The 16,875-nt window shown below is 66.9% G+C and carries 12 protein-coding genes; 3 read left to right on the top strand and 9 right to left on the bottom strand.

The window, feature by feature from the left end; translation table 11 throughout:
- Window positions 1-119: 119 nt before the first annotated feature.
- From ACFQDI_RS22780 to ACFQDI_RS22755, 6 genes are all read right to left on the bottom strand, one after another.
- Window positions 120-791, bottom strand: a complete 672-nt coding sequence (locus ACFQDI_RS22780; protein ID WP_377171330.1) for a hypothetical protein — start codon at window positions 789-791, stop codon at window positions 120-122.
- A gap of 686 nt (window positions 792-1,477) precedes the next feature.
- Window positions 1,478-1,705: a hypothetical protein gene (locus ACFQDI_RS22775; protein WP_377171328.1), complete on the bottom strand. Its 228-nt coding sequence runs from the start codon at window positions 1,703-1,705 to the stop codon at window positions 1,478-1,480.
- 189 nt (window positions 1,706-1,894) lie between these two features.
- Window positions 1,895-2,122 carry a hypothetical protein gene (locus tag ACFQDI_RS22770; protein WP_377171326.1) on the bottom strand — a complete coding sequence of 76 codons (228 nt, stop codon included), beginning with the start codon at window positions 2,120-2,122 and terminating at the stop codon, window positions 1,895-1,897.
- A gap of 399 nt (window positions 2,123-2,521) precedes the next feature.
- Window positions 2,522-3,652, bottom strand: coding sequence for a DUF2235 domain-containing protein (locus ACFQDI_RS22765; RefSeq protein ID WP_377171324.1), 1,131 nt, complete (start codon window positions 3,650-3,652; stop codon window positions 2,522-2,524).
- Entirely contained in the window at window positions 3,649-5,190 is a 1,542-nt protein-coding gene (locus ACFQDI_RS22760) for an MBL fold metallo-hydrolase (protein WP_377171322.1), read from the bottom strand. The genes ACFQDI_RS22765 and ACFQDI_RS22760 overlap by 4 nt, the downstream gene beginning before the upstream one ends.
- Window positions 5,191-5,211: 21 nt before the next feature.
- Window positions 5,212-7,149 (bottom strand): gluzincin family metallopeptidase, encoded by a 1,938-nt coding sequence (locus tag ACFQDI_RS22755; RefSeq protein ID WP_377171320.1) that lies wholly within the window; start codon window positions 7,147-7,149, stop codon window positions 5,212-5,214.
- 437 nt (window positions 7,150-7,586) lie between these two features.
- Between ACFQDI_RS22755 and ACFQDI_RS22750 the strand changes: the two genes are divergently transcribed.
- Window positions 7,587-9,302 (top strand): hypothetical protein, encoded by a 1,716-nt coding sequence (locus ACFQDI_RS22750; RefSeq protein WP_377171318.1) that lies wholly within the window; start codon window positions 7,587-7,589, stop codon window positions 9,300-9,302.
- Window positions 9,303-10,008: 706 nt separating this feature from the next.
- On the opposite strand, the gene ACFQDI_RS22745 is transcribed toward ACFQDI_RS22750, so the two are convergent.
- Window positions 10,009-10,557, bottom strand: coding sequence for a hypothetical protein (locus ACFQDI_RS22745; protein WP_377171316.1), 549 nt, complete (start codon window positions 10,555-10,557; stop codon window positions 10,009-10,011).
- A 202-nt stretch (window positions 10,558-10,759) separates the two neighbouring features.
- On the opposite strand from ACFQDI_RS22745, the gene ACFQDI_RS22740 reads away from it, so the two are divergent.
- Both ACFQDI_RS22740 and ACFQDI_RS22735 read left to right on the top strand, forming a co-directional pair.
- A complete protein-coding gene (locus tag ACFQDI_RS22740; RefSeq protein WP_377171314.1) occupies window positions 10,760-13,213 on the top strand; it encodes a hypothetical protein in 2,454 nt (817 codons plus the stop codon).
- A 6-nt stretch (window positions 13,214-13,219) separates the two neighbouring features.
- On the top strand, window positions 13,220-13,363 hold the full coding sequence (locus ACFQDI_RS22735) for a hypothetical protein (protein WP_377171312.1): 144 nt from the start codon (window positions 13,220-13,222) through the stop codon (window positions 13,361-13,363).
- A gap of 665 nt (window positions 13,364-14,028) precedes the next feature.
- Here ACFQDI_RS22735 and ACFQDI_RS22730 read toward each other — a convergent pair.
- Both ACFQDI_RS22730 and ACFQDI_RS22725 read right to left on the bottom strand, forming a co-directional pair.
- Entirely contained in the window at window positions 14,029-15,495 is a 1,467-nt protein-coding gene (locus ACFQDI_RS22730) for a TolC family protein (protein WP_377171310.1), read from the bottom strand.
- A 58-nt stretch (window positions 15,496-15,553) separates the two neighbouring features.
- Complete coding sequence (locus tag ACFQDI_RS22725) at window positions 15,554-16,858, bottom strand: HlyD family secretion protein (RefSeq protein ID WP_377171308.1); 1,305 nt, start codon at window positions 16,856-16,858, stop codon at window positions 15,554-15,556.
- Window positions 16,859-16,875 lie beyond the last annotated feature (17 nt).

The raw sequence follows: 16,875 nt of genomic DNA, 5'->3' as shown, positions 1-16,875 counted from the left end.
TGGACTGAGCCCGGGGGACCTGTGTTTTTTTAACAGGCCGTGGTATCTCGCGCGGTGTGGCGGGGGCTGCAAGCTGACTCTCAGCTGCAGCGTGCGGGGAGGCGGAGCGCGGCGCTGCCTCAGTAGGTGCGCACGATGATGGGCCGGTGCACGTAGGGGACATGGACGTGGGGGACGTGCACATGCGGGACATGGACATGCGGGGCGTACACGTGGGGCACATGGAAATAGTACGGACGGTAGTAGCAGCTGCTGCCGTAATTCCGGTAGTAGTGGTAGTTCCGGTAGTAGCCGCCTGACCGGTAGGTGGTGGCGTAGCGGCTGGAGAGGTAGCGGTTTTGCGGGTAGGTGGGGACGACGATCTGCGTGGTGGGCTGGGGTGGCGGCGGGCTGCTGAAGGCGTAGATGCGCATCTCTGCCTGACGGCGCTCCTCCTGCTGGCGCATGAGGATGAATTTTTCACGCTCGAGGGCGAGCTTTTCCACATCGATGCTGGCGGCGCGGTCTGCCTCGGCCCTGGCGGCGACTTCGGGGCTCTGGAGGCGCTGGGGCCTCAAGCTGGCCTTGTCCTCGGGGGTGGCGATGTTGAGGCGGACGCGGGTGGCGGGGTCGAGCTGGGCGACCAGGATCCAGCTGCCGCGGTAGTTGTCCTTGTCGGAGGTGGTATAGACGCGGGTGCCGTCGCTGCTGAACTTGTGGATGGTGCCGCGGTGGGGCTGGCCATTGACAAGCCATTGGTCCGCCCTGGCTGCGGTGGTGAGCAGCAGCAGGGAGAATAGGAGCGTCTTCATGGGGTCAAGGTGCGCAGGATTTGGCGCGGGGCAAGGAGGGAATGAGACTAGGGCTGGGTAAAAAGGATGCGGACTGGCGGGCGCGGCATGGGGCGTGGGCGGGTGGGTTTTCCAGGTGGGCGGGGCGGCGGGGGCGCGGGGAGGTGGCAGAGCCGGGCTGTGCGGGTGCGGGCTGCACTGGCGCGCATGTTTTCCCGAGGCCGGAGGCGGACCGGGGCGGGGTGTGTGCTGTATGGTCATATGATGTGGTAGTGGCTGAGCCGTGTTTGAGAGCCTGGGCCTTGCAGGGCTGGTGGCGGGCGGGGCTGGCGGCCGTTTTGTGTCACCGCTGCGCGGTTCCACTGGAGGATGCGGTGGGGGGGACGCTTACCGTGGGCTGGCGCCCACGGCTTCGGTTGTGTCAGCCCTACGGGCTTTCGGCGGAGAGGGATCGTCCCGATCCCTCACGCTCCCGCCACAGCCAGCGCCCACGCGCCAGGGTCTGACTCACCGCTTCTCTCACGCCACACCGCAGACTTTGCGGAGCGTGGTGGGATCAAGATGATCCCACTCCTCCAGAGCCGCCGCCCCGCGTTTACCGGGGATTCACGCCACGCCCCAGCCTCCGGCGGAGAGGGATCGTCCCGATCCCTCACGCTCCCGCCACACCCTCAGCCCACGCGCCAGGGTCTGACTCACCGCTTCTCTCACGCCATGCCGCAGACTTTGCGCAGTGTGGTGGGATCAAGATGATCCCACTCCTCCAGAGCCGCCGCCCCGCGTTTACCGGGTATCCACGCCGCGCCCCAGCCTCCGGCGGAGAGGGATCGTCCCGATCCCTCACGCTCCCGCCACAGCCAGCGCCCCCGCGCCAGGTCTGACTCACCGCTTCTCTCACGCCATGCCGCAGACTTTGCGCAGCGTGGTGGGATCAAGATGATCCCACTCCTCCAGAGCCTCCGCCTCGCGTTTGCCGGGGATTCACGGCACGCCCCAACCTCCGCCCCGCGTTTACCGGGGATTCACGCCACGCCCCAACCCTCCCGCGGAGAGGGATCGTCCCGATCCCTCACGCTCCCGCCACAGCCAGCGCCCACGCGCCAAGGTCTGGCTCACCGCTTCCGTTAGGCCACACCGCAGACTTTGCGCAGCGTGGTGGGATCAAGATGATCCCACTCCTCCAGAGCCGCCGCCCCGCGTTTACCGGGTATCCACGCCGCGCCCCAGCCTCCGGCGGAGAGGGATCGTCCCGATCCCTCACGCTCCCGCCACAGCCAGCGCCCCCGCGCCAGGTCTGGCTCACCGCTTCCGTTAGGCCACACCGCAGACTTTGCGGAGCGTGGTGGGATCAAGATGATCCCACTCCTCCAGAGCCTCCGCCCCGCGTTTACCGGGGATTCACGCCACGTCCCAGCCCTCCGGCCACCCTACGCCACGCCCTCCGGCGGAGAGGGATCGTCCCGATCCCTCACGCTCCCGCCACACCCTCAGCCCACGCGCCAGGGTCTGACTCACCGCTTCTCTCACGCCATGCCGCAGACTTTGCGCAGCGTGGTGGGATCAAGATGATCCCACTCCTCCAGAGCCTCCGCCTCGCGTTTACCGGGCATTCACGCCACGCCCCAGCCCTCCGCCCCGCGTTTACCGGGGATTCACGCACGCCCGGGCTTTCGGAGGCGGCGATGGATGAGCGCGGGGCTGCGATGATGGGCTCGATTTATTCCTGTCACCGGCTGGTATTCACGCGAGGCCTAGTCTTCGATCTTGAACTGTGCGGCGAGGTCGCCGGCGGGCAGGTTGGGCGGGCGGTACTCCGGCTTTGCCTGCAGGCGGTCGAGGATGCTGCGGTGCAGGAACACTTCGGCGACGGCGAGTGTGCGGGGCTTGTTGGGCTGGCGGCGCCACTCGGTTTTGGCGGTCTTCCAGTTGTAGCGGCGTGCGGGGACGTACTCGAGGGCCTTCCAGGCTCCGGTGAGGGATTCGTGGATCTGTGCGGCGGGGTCCGGCCTGCAGCCTGCGAGCAGGCCGGAGAGGCGGGCCTCGTCCACGAGGAGGCCGAAGGCGCGCGCCTCGCGCACCATCCACTGGTAGGAAATCATGGCCAGGCCGCTTTCGGGCCAGGGGTAGCCGCCGCCGATGTCCGAGTGCACGCCGGGGAACCACACGTTCATGACGCGGGGGCGGCCGGTGCCGGGGAGCGGGGTGTCGTCGGACTTGAAGACGTTGGAGCGGAAGCCGCAGCGTCTTTCATCGAGCGAGACGGCGTGGCGGACGACGGCGACGCTGGGGTTTTCATAGGTGAAGGGGAAGGCCTGGTTGGCATTGTACATGCCGACGGAGCCGACGGTGTCCCAGGGGCCGAGGAAGGCGACGGGGCAGGGGCGTGTGAAGCTGGCGCGGAGCACCTCGGTGGAGGCGTCGTATTTTTTGGCGGCGTCGATCTGGGACTGGGTGGCGCCTTTTGGCAGAATGCGGATGCCGAGGTAGTGGCGCCAGAGGTAGGGCAGGAGGTTTTCCGAGCCGGGGGTGAGGAGGCCGACGCCGTGCAGCATGCCTGCGAGGGTGCGCACGGTGAAGGCGCCGCGGCTGAAGCCGAAGAGGAAGATGCGGTCCCCCTCCTGGTAGGTGCGCATGAGGTAGCGGTAGGCCTCGAAGACGTTTTCCTGGAACCCTGCGCCAAAGGCGAGGCCTTTGAACATGGACCACCGGCTGCTGATGGGGCCGGTGGCCTCCGGGGAGGCCATGGTGCCGACTCCGGGGTCATAAAAGGCGGCCTGCTCCGCGTTCTGGAGGGCCACCTGAAAGATGCGGACGACGTTGGTGAGGTCTCCTTCGAGCTGGTTGTTGGTGCCGTCGCAGCAGATGACGATGTTTTTGCTCATAGGTAGTAGTCGGTGTAGAGGTTTTGCTTTCTGACGCTCTCCACCTTTTTGGTTTTCGGGTTCTTCATGAAGACGTCGAATTTTTCAGTGGAGGGCTGCCAGCGGCCGGCCTGGGGCCTGTCCTGGACGTCTGGCTGCCCGTCTGACTGAAACACGACGGTGCATTTTTTCCTGAGGCGCTCGCGGATGGCGGGCAGGGGCATGTGCTCCCAGCCTTTGACCTCGTGGGCGACGCGGGTGTCCACGGGGATGACGGCTGCGAGGCGGCTGCTGGTCATGCGCTCGAGGCCTTTTTCCCGGAGGGTGGCGTTGTGGCTGCCGTGGTGGCCCACCTTGTAGAAGATGGTGCGCTGCAGGAGGTCCTCGGCGGTGACTTTGCGCCTGCCGCCGTCCCCGTCACGCACGGTCCAGGTGTGCTCGTCCCAGGAGAGCCAGTTGCCGGCCTGGGCGTCTCCGACGAAGAGCAGGACGTCCCGGGTGTCCTGGCCCGGGGGGCTGTCAAACTCGAAGGCGAGGACGAGGCTGGTGTTGTTGGTGGCATTGTCGAGCTGGAGGGCGAGCCGCTCTCCCATGCCGAGCCAGGCGTCGTCGATGCTGCGCCACTGATTTTCTGGCAGGAGATAGCCGTCGATACCAGAAATGGCCGGGGCGTGCGCGCCTGCGGAGCGACGCGTGTGCTGCGCGGCCGCGAGGCGCTCCGGGAGCTGCACCAGGGGCCTGCGCTGCGACCTGGCGAAGGGCTGCGCGAGCTCGTCTTCTGTGTCAAACGCGGCGAGGAATGAGTCGGTGAGGCCGATGGGCTCTTCGGCGAGGGCGTAGCCCTGGGATTTGCCGGGATTGGTTTTTTTCAGGGCGTCGCGGTCCAGCGGCGGGCCGAGCACATAGACGCGCACGCCCTCCACGCCGGGAATGGAGAGGGGCCTGCCCCCGGTCTCGAGGATGGTGGGGGTGCTGTGGGACTTGAGGAAATTCAGCGCGCCGGTGGTGCCGCCGCCAGCCTCCTCCTCCTCGGCGGAGGCGTCGTCACCGCCGGCTGCCTTGGCGCCAAAGAAGCCGAGGAGCCCGGCCATGCGCCCGGCCTGCTGGGTGAGCCCGCGCTTTTGCATCTCGTCCCTGGCTTTGGCGGCGGCTTTTTTCTTTTTCTCCCTTTCGGTGCGGAGCTGCTGGGCGAGCGGATTTTTCTCGTCCTCCGTCCAGGCGAGCCAGAGCTTGCCGAATTTCACGCCTTTGAAGATGTCGCGCGCCTGGGCGGGGTCGAAGCCGGAGAGGTGGTCCCAGTGCTCATGGGTGATGGCGAGCACGTCCACCTTTCCTTTGGTGGTTTTTTTGATGTCCTGGGCCACCTGGGTCATGACTTTGCCGGGCTCGCTGGTGCCGAGCACGATGCCGCAGTCGATCATGACGTGGGCCTGTTTGGACTTTCCGGCGGGGAAGGTGAGGAGGAAGCAGTCTCCGAGACCCTGCTGGTACATGCGGATGCGCACGCGGTAGTCTGCGGCGGGCTTGCGCGTTTTGGGCTTGGTCGCTTTGGTGGCCATGGCGTGGAGGGGAGTGGGAGATCAGTATTCCGAGTGAAGCATGGCAAAGGGCTCGTCCGCCGCGTCCATGCCGTAGGTGGAGGAGAGGGGCATCATGGCGGGGTCCTGGGCGCGCTGCCTGGCGAGCTCGAGGCGGCTGTGTGCGGGGTCTTTGCTGAAGAGGGGCTTGCGGATGATGTAGCGGATGGACTTTTCGGGATCGTCGTGGCCGAGATCGACGATGATGGTGCAGCCGCCCCAGAGGTCTTCGGCGGCGCCTTCCAGGGGCCTGTGCTGGAGGAGGGTGAAGATGATCTGATTGAGCACGGTGCCGTCCGGGCGCTGGCGCTGCACGGGCCACATGGCCTGCACTGAGAAGCGCACGACTTTCTCGCCGTTTTTTTCACGGGTGATGCCGAAGTCCAGCCCGGTCATTTCCTGCAGCCGGGTGTCGTTGAACTCGTGCAGGAACTTGGACTGCAGGTGGTCATGGAGCCTGGCGCGCTGCTCGCGGGTCTTTTTCCAGCGCAGGTGGCGGTCGTGGTCCATGCCGAGGTCTTTGTAAAAGGTCCGCAGCACCTCGCCGAGGCGGGCCATGTTTTCGTAGGTGCTGATTTCCTCCGGGCGGTCCCAGGTGAGGCTTTCCTCGGAGAGGGAGCGGAGCTTGCGGGGGTAGATGCCGTGCTGGCGGAAGGAGTCGATGAAGGCGATGCGGTAGCCGCAGCTGTCGTCCGGGAAGACGTCGCGGTCTGCGGTGATGAGGGCGCGGAGGTAGTCGCCGAAGTCGATGTCCACAGGCGGGCAGTAGTCGAGGGCGCGGATGCACATGGTGAGGACGTGGCCGGCGGCGGTGACGGCCTCGGTGGCGAGGCGGTTGACGAGGTCCGGGTGCAGCTCTCCTTCTTTGAGGATGCCGGTGCCGCCGCTGGCGATGCGGCGGAGGTCTGCGATGCGTGACTCGTAGATGGTGATGAAGGCGTCAAACACGGCGGAGACGAGGATGGCGCCGCGTGCGTGGGGCTCCATCTCCGTCATGTAGCGCGCGGGGTCCGGGGGGCGGCGCTGCCATTTGCCTGTGGCGGGGTCCACCTGGCCGAGGGCGTCGCGCAGGGAGCCGCGGTTGCCGGTGGCCCTGCCAAACTCCTGGGCGAGCTCTCCCATGAGGTTGTTCATGCCCATCTCGCCCCGGGTGCGGGCGATCTGGTGGCGCACGACTTCGTGAAAGGTGAAGTGCTGAAAGAGGGCGACGAGGTCTGCGAAGGCTTCGTGAAAGGCGAGGCCGTCCGGCTGGGTGACCTTCATGAAGTGGGGATGGATGCCGTCGAGGATGGCGTGGGTGGTCTCGTGGGCGATGATGTCGTGGGAGAGGCTGCCGAAGACGATGCCGCCGGGATACACTGCGGGGTCGCCCACCTCTGAGGCGGGGAAGTAGCCGAAGAGGAGGGCCTTTTTGGCAGGGGAGTAGTAGGCGTTTGCCTCGCGCAGGGCGTGGGGATAGACGGCGAGGCGCCGCACGTAGGTGGCCAGCCAGTCGGCCTCCTGCATCTGTGCGGTGGTCTTGCCCATGTCTTTGGCGGTGCGGTCTGACCAGAGGACGGGGCGGCCGATGGCGCGCTCAAAGTTGCGGATGGTGGTCATGACGACGGCGTAGGCCATCTGCTGGTGAAACTGGGGATTGGCGGCAGAGGCGGGCAGCCCGTCCTGCGCGAGCAGGTGGGGGTCGTTCAGGTCCACGGGCTCGTAAAAGCAGCCGCTGGCGGGGTCGACGTCGATGACCTCCACATACTCGCCGACGGGCCCGGGGGCGAGGGGCTCCCAGGGGATGGTGAAGATGCGCTCATTGATGACGGCGGTCTCCAGCTTGGCGGAGAGGCTGGGGTCAAAGGAATAGCCGCGCAGCCTGCGGAGCGTGGGGGTGTGCGCAGGCTTTTTTGCGGGGGGCTGCGGCGCGGACTCGGTGGGGCGTGACTTGGCAGGCATGGGAGGACGGGACCTGGGGTGTGGTTAGGAGGGCGGAGAAAGCTGGATGTGCCGCAGCCCCGGGCGGTGACGCCGCCTGTGGCCACCCGGGAAAGGGCCGGGGGCTCCGCGTGGCGGGATGCTGCACGTGCGCTGAAGCATGGTGAGGAGCGGGGACGAGGGTTTTATATTGGATTTGCCTAAAACCGCAATGCCTTTGGCAGGATGATTTTGTGACAAATTCATAATGCCAAAAACTAGCAATGCTTTTCTGATAAATGAAAAGCTTAGTTTTTTTGTTCCGGGGTTTAGCGGGGGTGTTTTCCGGGCGTGGCGCAGGGGGCGGGCCGGGCCGGGCAAGACGGAGGCCAGCGGAAAGCATTTCGTGGTATTTTTCAATACCATGCAAGAAACCGCTTGAGATCTGAAATCCGGACCCAAGTCTTTGGGACAAACCTATGAACGATGCTGACTTTCACCTGGTGGCGCATTCGCCGCTGGTCCACTTTGAAACCTGCACGAAGGTGCAGAACGCGACGACGAAGAAGCTGGAGACGCCGCGTGCGAACGTGCTGCAGCGGCGCATGGCGGAGGCGGTGGAGGTGCTGACGGCGCTTGGGGTGCCGGCGATACGCATCATCGTGACGAAGATACGCCAGTGCGGGGGCACGACCTTCAGCGTGGAGGTGATCTACCACCTGTGCCAGCAGCGCAACACGGACGCGCTGATTTTGGCGAACATCAGCGCGAACAGCCAGGGCATCCTGGAGCGGATACGGACCTTCAGCGAGAACGACCGCTTCCCCTGGCACAATGCGCTGGTGCCGCGCGAGCGGCGGATGAAGTGGGCCAACGGCAGCACGGCCACGATCACGAGCGCGGAGTCGATGAACCCGGGGATCTCGAAGCCGCGGCAGGCGGTGCTTTTCAGCGAGAGCGCGAAGTATCCGCGCGGCGGGGTGAAGGATGACCGGAAGATCATGGCGTCGATTTTGCCCTCGCTGAATGATGCGGGGCTGGCGATCGCGGAGAGCACGCCGGACGGGGCGAGCGGGTGGCACTACGAGACGTGGCAGGGGGCGCTGACGCTGGATGATTTCCTGCGGGCGTGGAAGGCGGGGGAGTCGGCGCCGGGGAACGGGTGGGTGAAGGTGTTTGCGGCGTGGTTTGAGTTTGCGGAAAACGTGAAGCCGGTGACGGAGGCGATGCGGGCGCGGATCGACGCGACGCTGACGCCGCGCGAGGCGAACGGGCGGCGCCGGTACGGCTGGACGCACGAGCAGATGGCGTGGCGGCGGGCGATCATGGAGGCGGAGTGCTCGGGCTCGGAGGAGACGTTTGACGAGTTTTACCCGGAGGATGAGGTGAGCTGCTTTCTGTCGTCGGGCAGGCCGCGCTTTAACGTGGCGGCGCTGCGGCGGCTGGAGCTGGCGGCGGGGCTGCACGCGCCGGAGACGGGCTCGCTGGTGGCGGTGGGAGACGGGGTGGAGTTTCAGCGGGAGGGCAGCGGCTTTGGCAGCTTTCAGATCTGGGAAAAGCCGCAGCCGGGGTGCAGCTACATCGTGTGGTGCGACCCCATGACGGGGGAGGACCAGGCGGAAAGCGGGGACCCGGACCGGCACTCGATCGGGGTGCTGCGCACGGAGTACCAGGCGGCGGGCGGCGCGTGCTACAAGGACGCGGTGGTGGCGCGTGTGCGGCCGCCTTTCACGGGGACGACGGTGCTGACGGCGGAGTACATCGCGCTGCTTTCAGAGTACTACGGCGGTGCGCTGGTGGTGCTGGAGGTGAACATGGGCCTGCATGTGCTGGAGCGGCTGAAGGACCTGGGGGTGCCGCTGTACAAGCGCCAGGTGGTGGACCCGTACGACCGCGAGAAGCAGAGCTACATGCTGGGCTGGAAGCTGAAGGACCGGGACCAGCGAAGGGATGTGATCGACAGCCTGGCGCTGGCGTTTCACAACGAGGCGCTGGATGTGTTCTGCCCGCACATTCTGGCGGAGTGCAAGAACTTCATGTGGAGCAAGAACGGGCGCGAGGAGGCGCGGAGCGGCTGCCACGATGACGATGTGCTGGGCCTGGCGATGGCCTACCGCTGCAAGGGGAGCGCGACGCTGTACAAGCCAACGGTGAGGCGGAGACGGAGGCCGGGGGATTACAAGCGGGTGAGGTGAGGGGGCGGTTCTTGGTTCTTGGTTCTTGGTTGTTGGTTGTTGGTCGTGGTTAGGCGGGGGCGGTGGGTGTGGCGGGAGTGTGAGGGATCGGGACGATCCCTCTCCGCCGGGGGGCTGGGCGTGGCGTGAATGCCAGGTAAACGCGGGGCGGTGGCTCTGGAGGAGTGGGATCATCTTGATCCCACCACGCTGCGCAAAGTCTGCGGTGTGGCGTGAGGGAAGGGGTGAGCCAGACCTGGCGCGTGGGCGGTGGGTGTGGCGGGAGTGTGAGGGATCGGGACGATCCCTCTCCGCCGGAGGGCTGGGGTGTGGCGTGAATGCCCGGTAAACGCGGGGCGGAGGCTCTGGAGGAGTGGGATCATCTTGATCCCACCACGCTGCGCAAAGTCTGCGGTGGGGCGTGAGGGAAGGGGTGAGCCAGACTTGGCGCGTGGGCGCTGGGTGTGGCGGGGGCGTGAGGGATCGGGACGATCCCTCTCCGCCGGGGGGGCTGGGCGTGGCGTGAATCCCTGGTGAACGCGGGGCGGAGGCTCTGGAGGAGTGGGATCATCTTGATCCCACCACGCTGCGCAAAGTCTGCGGTGGGGCGTGAGGGAAGGGGTGAGCCAGACCTGGCGCGGGGGCGGTGGGTGTGGCGGGAGTGTGAGGGATCGGGACGATCCCTCTCCGCCGGGGGGCTGGGGAGGGGCGGAGGGTGGCCGGGGGGCTAGGCGCTGGTTGTGGGCGGGGCTGCGGGTGCAGTTGGCGCAGGGGCTGCGGGAGCGGGAGCTGCGGGAGCGGGAGCTGCGGGAGCGGGAGCTGCGGGAGCGGGTGCTGCGGGAACGGGGGGCTTGGACGGGGTGGGGGCGGGGGCGGTGGAGCCAGGGGGGAAGTCCCAGGTGCGGGTGAAGGTGGGGAGGCGGGAGATTTCGTTGCGGATGTGCACGGACTGGATGACGTCGCCTTTGGGGGTCTTGCTGAAGCAGACGAGGATGGTCCACTGGCCGGTGCGGTGGCGCATGTTCCAGGTCTCGGTGGTGATGCTGTCGGCGCTCTTGATGCTTTCGATGACGGCGCCGCTGTCTGAGAGGAGCTTGTTGGCGTCTGCCACGGAGAGGGTGGCGGGCTCGTGCAGGCGTGCCCAGGCGGCGGGGGGGCTGGGATAGAGCGCGACCTTGAAGGTGGCGGCCATGAGGCCGAGCAGAATGACGATGAGCACCGCCATGGTTTTGGGCGAGGTGGGGGGCAGCGAGTCGGGGTCGGCGGTTTTCTTCATGTGCGGGAACTATTGAACCGATGCTCTGTTTGTCGAGGAGGGGATGGGGTGAAAAAGGGCATAGGTCCGGGGCTTAGCGAATGCGGGGGGCGGGGTGTGCAAAGGGTGGAAAAGGGGCGCGTGAATGTGCAGTAATACCGAAAGATACCAGAATAAAATATCAAATGGCTTGCACTCTGAAATCCGGACCCAAGGGTGTGGCATGGACCCTGAATACACTCAAACTGGAACCGGCAGGCGGCCGCAGCGGCGGATCAACGCACGCCCTCGCAACATCGAATATGACACCGAAACCGGGCCCGGCACGGGGACGGCGGCGCAGCGCACCGGCATGGTCAACCGTGACGGCAGCACTTCGCCGGTGTCTGCGATGGGCTCTGCGACGGGGCCGCTGAGCCAGCCGCTGAAGCAGTTCACCCCGGAGGAGCTGGACCAGCTCAAGGAGCAGAACAGCCAGAACTTTGGGGCGCGGCCGGGGCGCATCGACGCGCGTCCGCGCAACAACCTCTACATGCCGGGCACAGGGCCGGGGACGGGGCGCACCGCGATCCGGGTGGGCACGGTCAACCGTGACGGCAGCACTTCGCCGGTGTCTGCGATGGGGTCTGCGACGGGGCCGCTGAGCCAGCCGCTGAAGCAGTTTACTCCGGAGGAGCTGGACAAGCTCAAGGAGCAGAACAGCCAGAACTTCGGGACGCGGCCGGGACGCATCGACGCCCGCCCGCGCAACAACCTCTACATGCCGGGCACAGGACCGGGCACGGGGCGCACGGCGATCCGTGTGGGCACGATCAACCGCGATGGCAGCACTTCGCCGGTTTCGGGACTGGGTGCGGCCACGAGGCCGTCGAGCCTGCCGCCGTCACGCCTCATGACGCCGCGCCCGACGCCGGCCAGTGCCTATGCGCCGCCCTCCGCAGCCGCGACGCCGGGGCTGGAGGGCACGATCAAGGCTGGGACGGAGCAGTTTGGCAAGAACCCGATGCAGGGCATGCAAATGCCGCCGCCGCCGGTGCCGCCGGTGATCGGGCCTGCAGTGCCGGCGCTCGCGCCTGCGATGGCGAACGACCTGACGAAATCGACGACGGCCATGCCGGCGTCGCCTGCGTCACCGGCTGCGGCCACGGGGGCGTCTGCGCCAGCGAGCACTCTGGGCATGCCAGGCACGGGCACACTGCAGTCGGGGGCGGGGCAGTTTGGCAGCGGTGCTGGCGCTGCGGGTCTGGACAACGGACCGCAGAAACTGACAGACGCGGCGAAAGACGGGGCGGCGGCGGCTGGCGGCAATGACGGCGGCGGCCAGGAAGATGATGAGGAGGACACGGTGGAAGCCCGTGCGAAGGGCGGGCCGGTGAAGGCTGGCAGGCCCTACCTGGTGGGGGAGGAGGGGCCGGAGATCATCGTGCCGCAGCAGAGCGGGACGGTGGTGCCGAACCATGCCCTCTCCCGTGCCGGCCTGAAGGCGGCTGCGGGCGCTCATGCACGGCCACGCCTTTTGACGCCGCGGCAAACTCCTGCCGAAGCGTACGCACACCTGCGACGGCACCCAGCCCCGGGTGCTGCAAAGCAGGCCTCCGAAACGCCGGATGAAAGGGAGGACTCTGCGAGGAAGACGGCTCATGCGGGCAGAGGCCGCCTTTTTGAGATGCGCAAGCCCCCGGCCAATGCGGCGCTTTACCTGCGGGGCAAAAAACTGCCGGGTCGTGCGGACGGGGGGCCTGTCCAGGCGGGCAAGCCTTATGTGGTGGGGGAAAGGGGGGCTGAAATCATGGTGCCGGAAAAGAACGGCACAGATGATTCCGCCCAAGATTCCGGGGCCAAAGACTGGTTCAGCCAATGGCAGGAGCGGGATGTGGACCGGGCTGAAAAGGCGCGGCCGGCGGGCCATGTGCAGATGGAGCGTGAGCAGGGGCTGTCGTCTGTGAGGCACATGCTCAAGGGCAAGCCGACAGGCCTGGCGGATGAGCTGGGCACGGGCGTGGCGGAGGGGGTGTCGCGCATCGGCCAGCTGGCGGCGAGCGTGGGCTCCTACCTGCCGGGGCAGACCGGCCGCGACTACGAGGCGCGGCGCAAGCTCTACGCGGAGAGGGCGGAGATCATGAAGAAGTATCGCGAACGTGACGAGGTGGCGCAGAAGAGCTTTCACACCCTGACTCCCGGCAGCCTGACTGCGACGGTGGTGGGCGCGGCCCCTGAAGTGTACAATCCCGTGAACAAGGCGGGCTGGGGTGCGAAGGCCGTGAATGCGGCCTGGCATGGCGTGCGTGGCTACCTGCCCAACAAGTCGCTGCATGACGCGGCGGTGGGCTCTCTGAGCTCGGTGGCGGGAGAAAACGCGGAGGACCTGGTGAAGCGTGGGAAGACGGTGGCGGGCAACCTGGCGGGTACGGTGACGGAGCAGGTCCTCCGCAAGGTGCTGCCGGATGACAAACCGAAAAGCGCCCCTCCGCCGGTCCCCGGCCCCATCCCCAAGCCTGCGCCTGGCACCGACCCCTTGCGCATGCCGCCTGCGACTGGGGATGCCAGCGAAGCTCCGAAACCTGCTTCCTCCCAAGCGCCCGAGATGAAGCAGCAGGGGCGGAAGCTCAATGGCTACGAGACCGAGCTGATGAAGAAGAAAATCCCGCCATCACTGAGGCCGATGCAGACCTTTTGACCTGCCATGCGGCCTGAGGACGTGAGGCCGGATGTGGAGGGCAGGCTGGGTGTGTTTGGCGGCAAGAGCGTGTCGTTTTTCACGGCTCTCTTCGCCAAACCGCCCGGCTGTGAGGACGTTCTTACGCGAATGGCGTTTGAGGTGCGCTGATGGACGGGCGGGCTGTCGCCACACCCATCCTACGTTCTGGCGCGGCGCTCTGGGCGTAGGTTGGGTGTGTTTGGCGAGTGATGCTCTCTTCAACACACTCAAGCTTTCTTCGCCAAACCGCCCGACTGCGAGGACGTTCGCAAACCACTGCGTTTGCGGTGCGCTGATGGACGGGCGGAGAGGGATCGTCCCGATCCCTCACGCTCACGCATCGCCCTGCATTCTCGTGCCTCCGCAAAGCCGAGCCTCCCGCATCATCCAGCGCTCTCGCACATCCGCGAACACGTTGCAGGTGGGGGGATCAAGATGATCCCCCTCCGTCGCTGCGGCGAAGCCTCCGGCGGAGAGGGATCGTCCCGATCCCACAGGCTCACGCATCGCCCTGCATTCTCGTGCCTCCGCAAAGCCGAGCCTCCCTCATCATCCAGCGCTCTCGCACATCCGCGAACACGCTGCAGGTGGGGGGATCAAGATGATCCCCCTCCGTCGGCTCGTGCCTCCACCTTCAGACCCGTTTTTAACAGATCGTGGTATTATGGCCGCAAGCAGGAAAGGGAGGCTGCGTTGCTGAAACAAAATGAGACGAAGGCCGCCGCTGACTGACGGCTGGCGGGCGCTGGCAGACGACGCCGGCGTGTTTTTTCGGAGGCGGCCTCCTGGGGGGATTATTTGCCTGCGGCGATGGCGGCGCGGTAGTTGGCGTGGGCGCGGAAGTACTCGGACTGGGCTTCGACTTCGAGGACCTGGGCGTCAAAGCTGGCCTGCTCGCGGATCTGCAGGGCGAGGAGGTCGGTGGCGCCTTGCTTGAGGCGCTCGGCCTCGGCGGTGGCGAGCTTCTGGGCGAGATCGACGTTGAGGCGGGTCTGGCGCAGGACTTCGTGGGCGGCGAGGAGGGCGCTGTGGGCGTCGCGCACGTCGGCGGTGATGCGCTGGCGGGCGAAGAGCATCTCCTGATTGAGGCGGGCGATCTGGGCGTCGGCGACATCGACGCGGCCTTTGGCTTCGCGGCGCTGGAGGGGCATTTTGAACTCGATCTTGGCCTCGACTTCGGTGCGCTCCATGGCGGAGGGGAGGCGGCTGCTGGTGCCCTGGGCGGCCTGGAGGCCGACTTCGACGCTGGGGAGGAGGTTGTTTTTGGCGAGGCGGAGGTCGATGCCGGTTTTTTCGAGGGTGAGCTCGATGCGGCGGATCTCGGGGCGGAAGATGAGGGCTTTGGCGATGTCCACGGTGAGCTGGCTTTCCGCGGGGCTGGGGTGGGTGGGGAAGGCCGAGGGGAGGCGCTTGCGGTGGGGGAGGATGGGCTCTGCGGTGGCCTTGTCGCGGTAGAAGAGGGAGAGCTCGATGGTGGCGGCCTGGAGGCGGCGGGTGGCCTGGACGACGGCGATCTGGCGGCTGACGACGAGGCGCTGGTTGTCCACCTGGACGATGGGGGCGGAGGCGCCGGTTTTGACCTGCTCTGCGATGGCGGAGTCGCGCTCTTTGGCGACGCGGAGGAGCTCCTCGCTGAGGGTGAGGCGCTGGCCTGCGGCGAGCCAGCCGTAGTAGGCGATGGTGGCGGCGCGGACGAAGTCGAGGTACTGGCGGAAGATGTAGGGGTCTGCGAGCTCCTGGTCGATGCGGGCCTGCCAGAGGGAGGCGCGGCGGCGGTCAATGGTGCCGTCGCGGAGGAGGGGGATGCGGAAGCCGAGGACGCCTTCGCCGTCGGTGCTGGTGCGGTCCTTGTTGTAGTTGGGGAGGAAGCCGCTGCTGAGGCGGTAGCCGCCGTAGACGCTGCCGCCCCAGTTGGTGAGGGGCTGCTCGAGCACGGTGTAGGCGGTCTGGCCGTCGTAGTAGCCGGCGGGGGTGAAGGTGGTGCCGGCGTTGAGGTTGAGGTCAAAGGCGCCGAGGGCCTGGCGTGCGCGGCCGTTGGCGATGTCCTGCTCGATCATGGCGGCGAGGTAGGGCGGGTACTGGCTCTGGACGCTCTGGAGGACTTCGGGGAGGAGGAGGGGGCGGCTGCCGCCTTTGTCCTTTTCCTTCTCCTCCGGGGCTGCCTCAAGCCCGGCAAAGGGGAGCGCCAGGGCGACCATGGCGGCGCGAAGGCGGGTGTGCCGGCGGCGGCGTGAGAGGTAGGCGGGCGGGGCGGAGTACATAGGGCGTGGCTGGTGTGGCAGGGCGGGGGGGATGCGTGGTTCAGTGTGGTAGGAAATTTTATTTCTTGGTGGGGTCGAGCTTGCCGTCCGCGTTGGAGTTCACCGGGGGGAAGCCGTTGATCTGGCGCCAGAGCTCAAACCAGAGGGGGACCTGGTCGAGGAGGAACCAGGCGTTGGCGCGGGTGCCCTGGCGGAGCCAGCGCTCGCGGTCCGGCCAGGGGACTGTGACGGGGCCTTTGCCGTCGCCACGGTCCACGATGTCTTCGGCGGGGCCGATGAGGACGCGGAAGCGGCCCTGGCCGTCGTCGCTGGCGTCCACAAAGACGACTTCGCCGCCAAAGGTGCCGATGGCGAGCTGGGGCCAGCCGATGGCCTGGACGGCGGGCCAGCCCTCAAAGGCGAGGCGCACGGGGCTGCCGGGGGTGACGACGCCGTTGACCTCCTTGCGGGCGTGGATGAGGGGCATGTCGTTGCCGTCCACCCAGACTTCGACGTTGCGGCTGTCGCTTTCGGGGATGATGACGCAGATGAGGGAGCCGGGGCGGAGGTAGGTGCCGTCGGTGACGGCGACCTGGAGGACGACGCCGTCGCGGGGGGCTTCGACGATCTGGCGGAGGTTCTGGTTGATCTGGACGTCGATGACGGAGAGGTCGCGCTCTGCGGTGGCGACTTCGCCGAGGGCGCTGCCTTTGGAGGCGTGGATGGAGGCGATGAGGGCGTCCATGTCGTTGCCGGTGCGCTTGAGGGCGGCTTCGGCGGACTTGAGGTCGGCGGCGGTGGCGTCGCGCTGGAGGGTGGCGAGCTCCATGTTGCGCTGGGATTCGAGCTTCTTGTTAAAGAGCTCCTGGGTGCGGGCGTAGTTGAGCTGGGCGGTCTCTGCGGCGATCTTGGCGCCGGCGACGCGCTGCTGCGCACCGTCGATGGCCTGGGCCTTGGCGAGCTCCTGCTGGGTGATCTGGGCGGTGAGGGACTCGACGCGGCCCTGGGCAAAGTCGCGGCGGCTTTCGATGGCTTCGCGCTGGGCGCGGAGGTTGTTGATGAGGTTGGGGTCGTTGTCCTGGATCTCGATGATGAGCTCGCCTTTCTTGACGCGCTGGCCTTCGGTGATGTGGAGATTGCGCACGCGGCCGGAGACCTGGGCCTCCACATTGACGCGGCGGTCGAGGGGATTGAAGGCGATGACGCGGCCGGTGCCTGCGACGAACTGCCGCCAGGGGAGGAAGAGCAGGGCGATGGTGAGGACGACGAAGGAGAGGATGAGGACGCGGCAGAAGACGCGGGTGAAGCGCGCGGGGCTGGCGAGGCTGAGCGCGGGGAGCGGTGGCGCGGAGGAGATGGGGGGACCTGGGTGGGGCGACGTCATAGGCGAGGGGCGGTGGC

This window comes from Prosthecobacter fluviatilis (genome assembly GCF_042655725.1).
GTDB classification, from domain to species: Bacteria; Verrucomicrobiota; Verrucomicrobiia; order Verrucomicrobiales; family Verrucomicrobiaceae; genus Prosthecobacter; species Prosthecobacter fluviatilis.
Note: the sequence above shows the minus strand (reverse complement) of the source record. Positions and strands in the feature narration are given on the sequence as shown.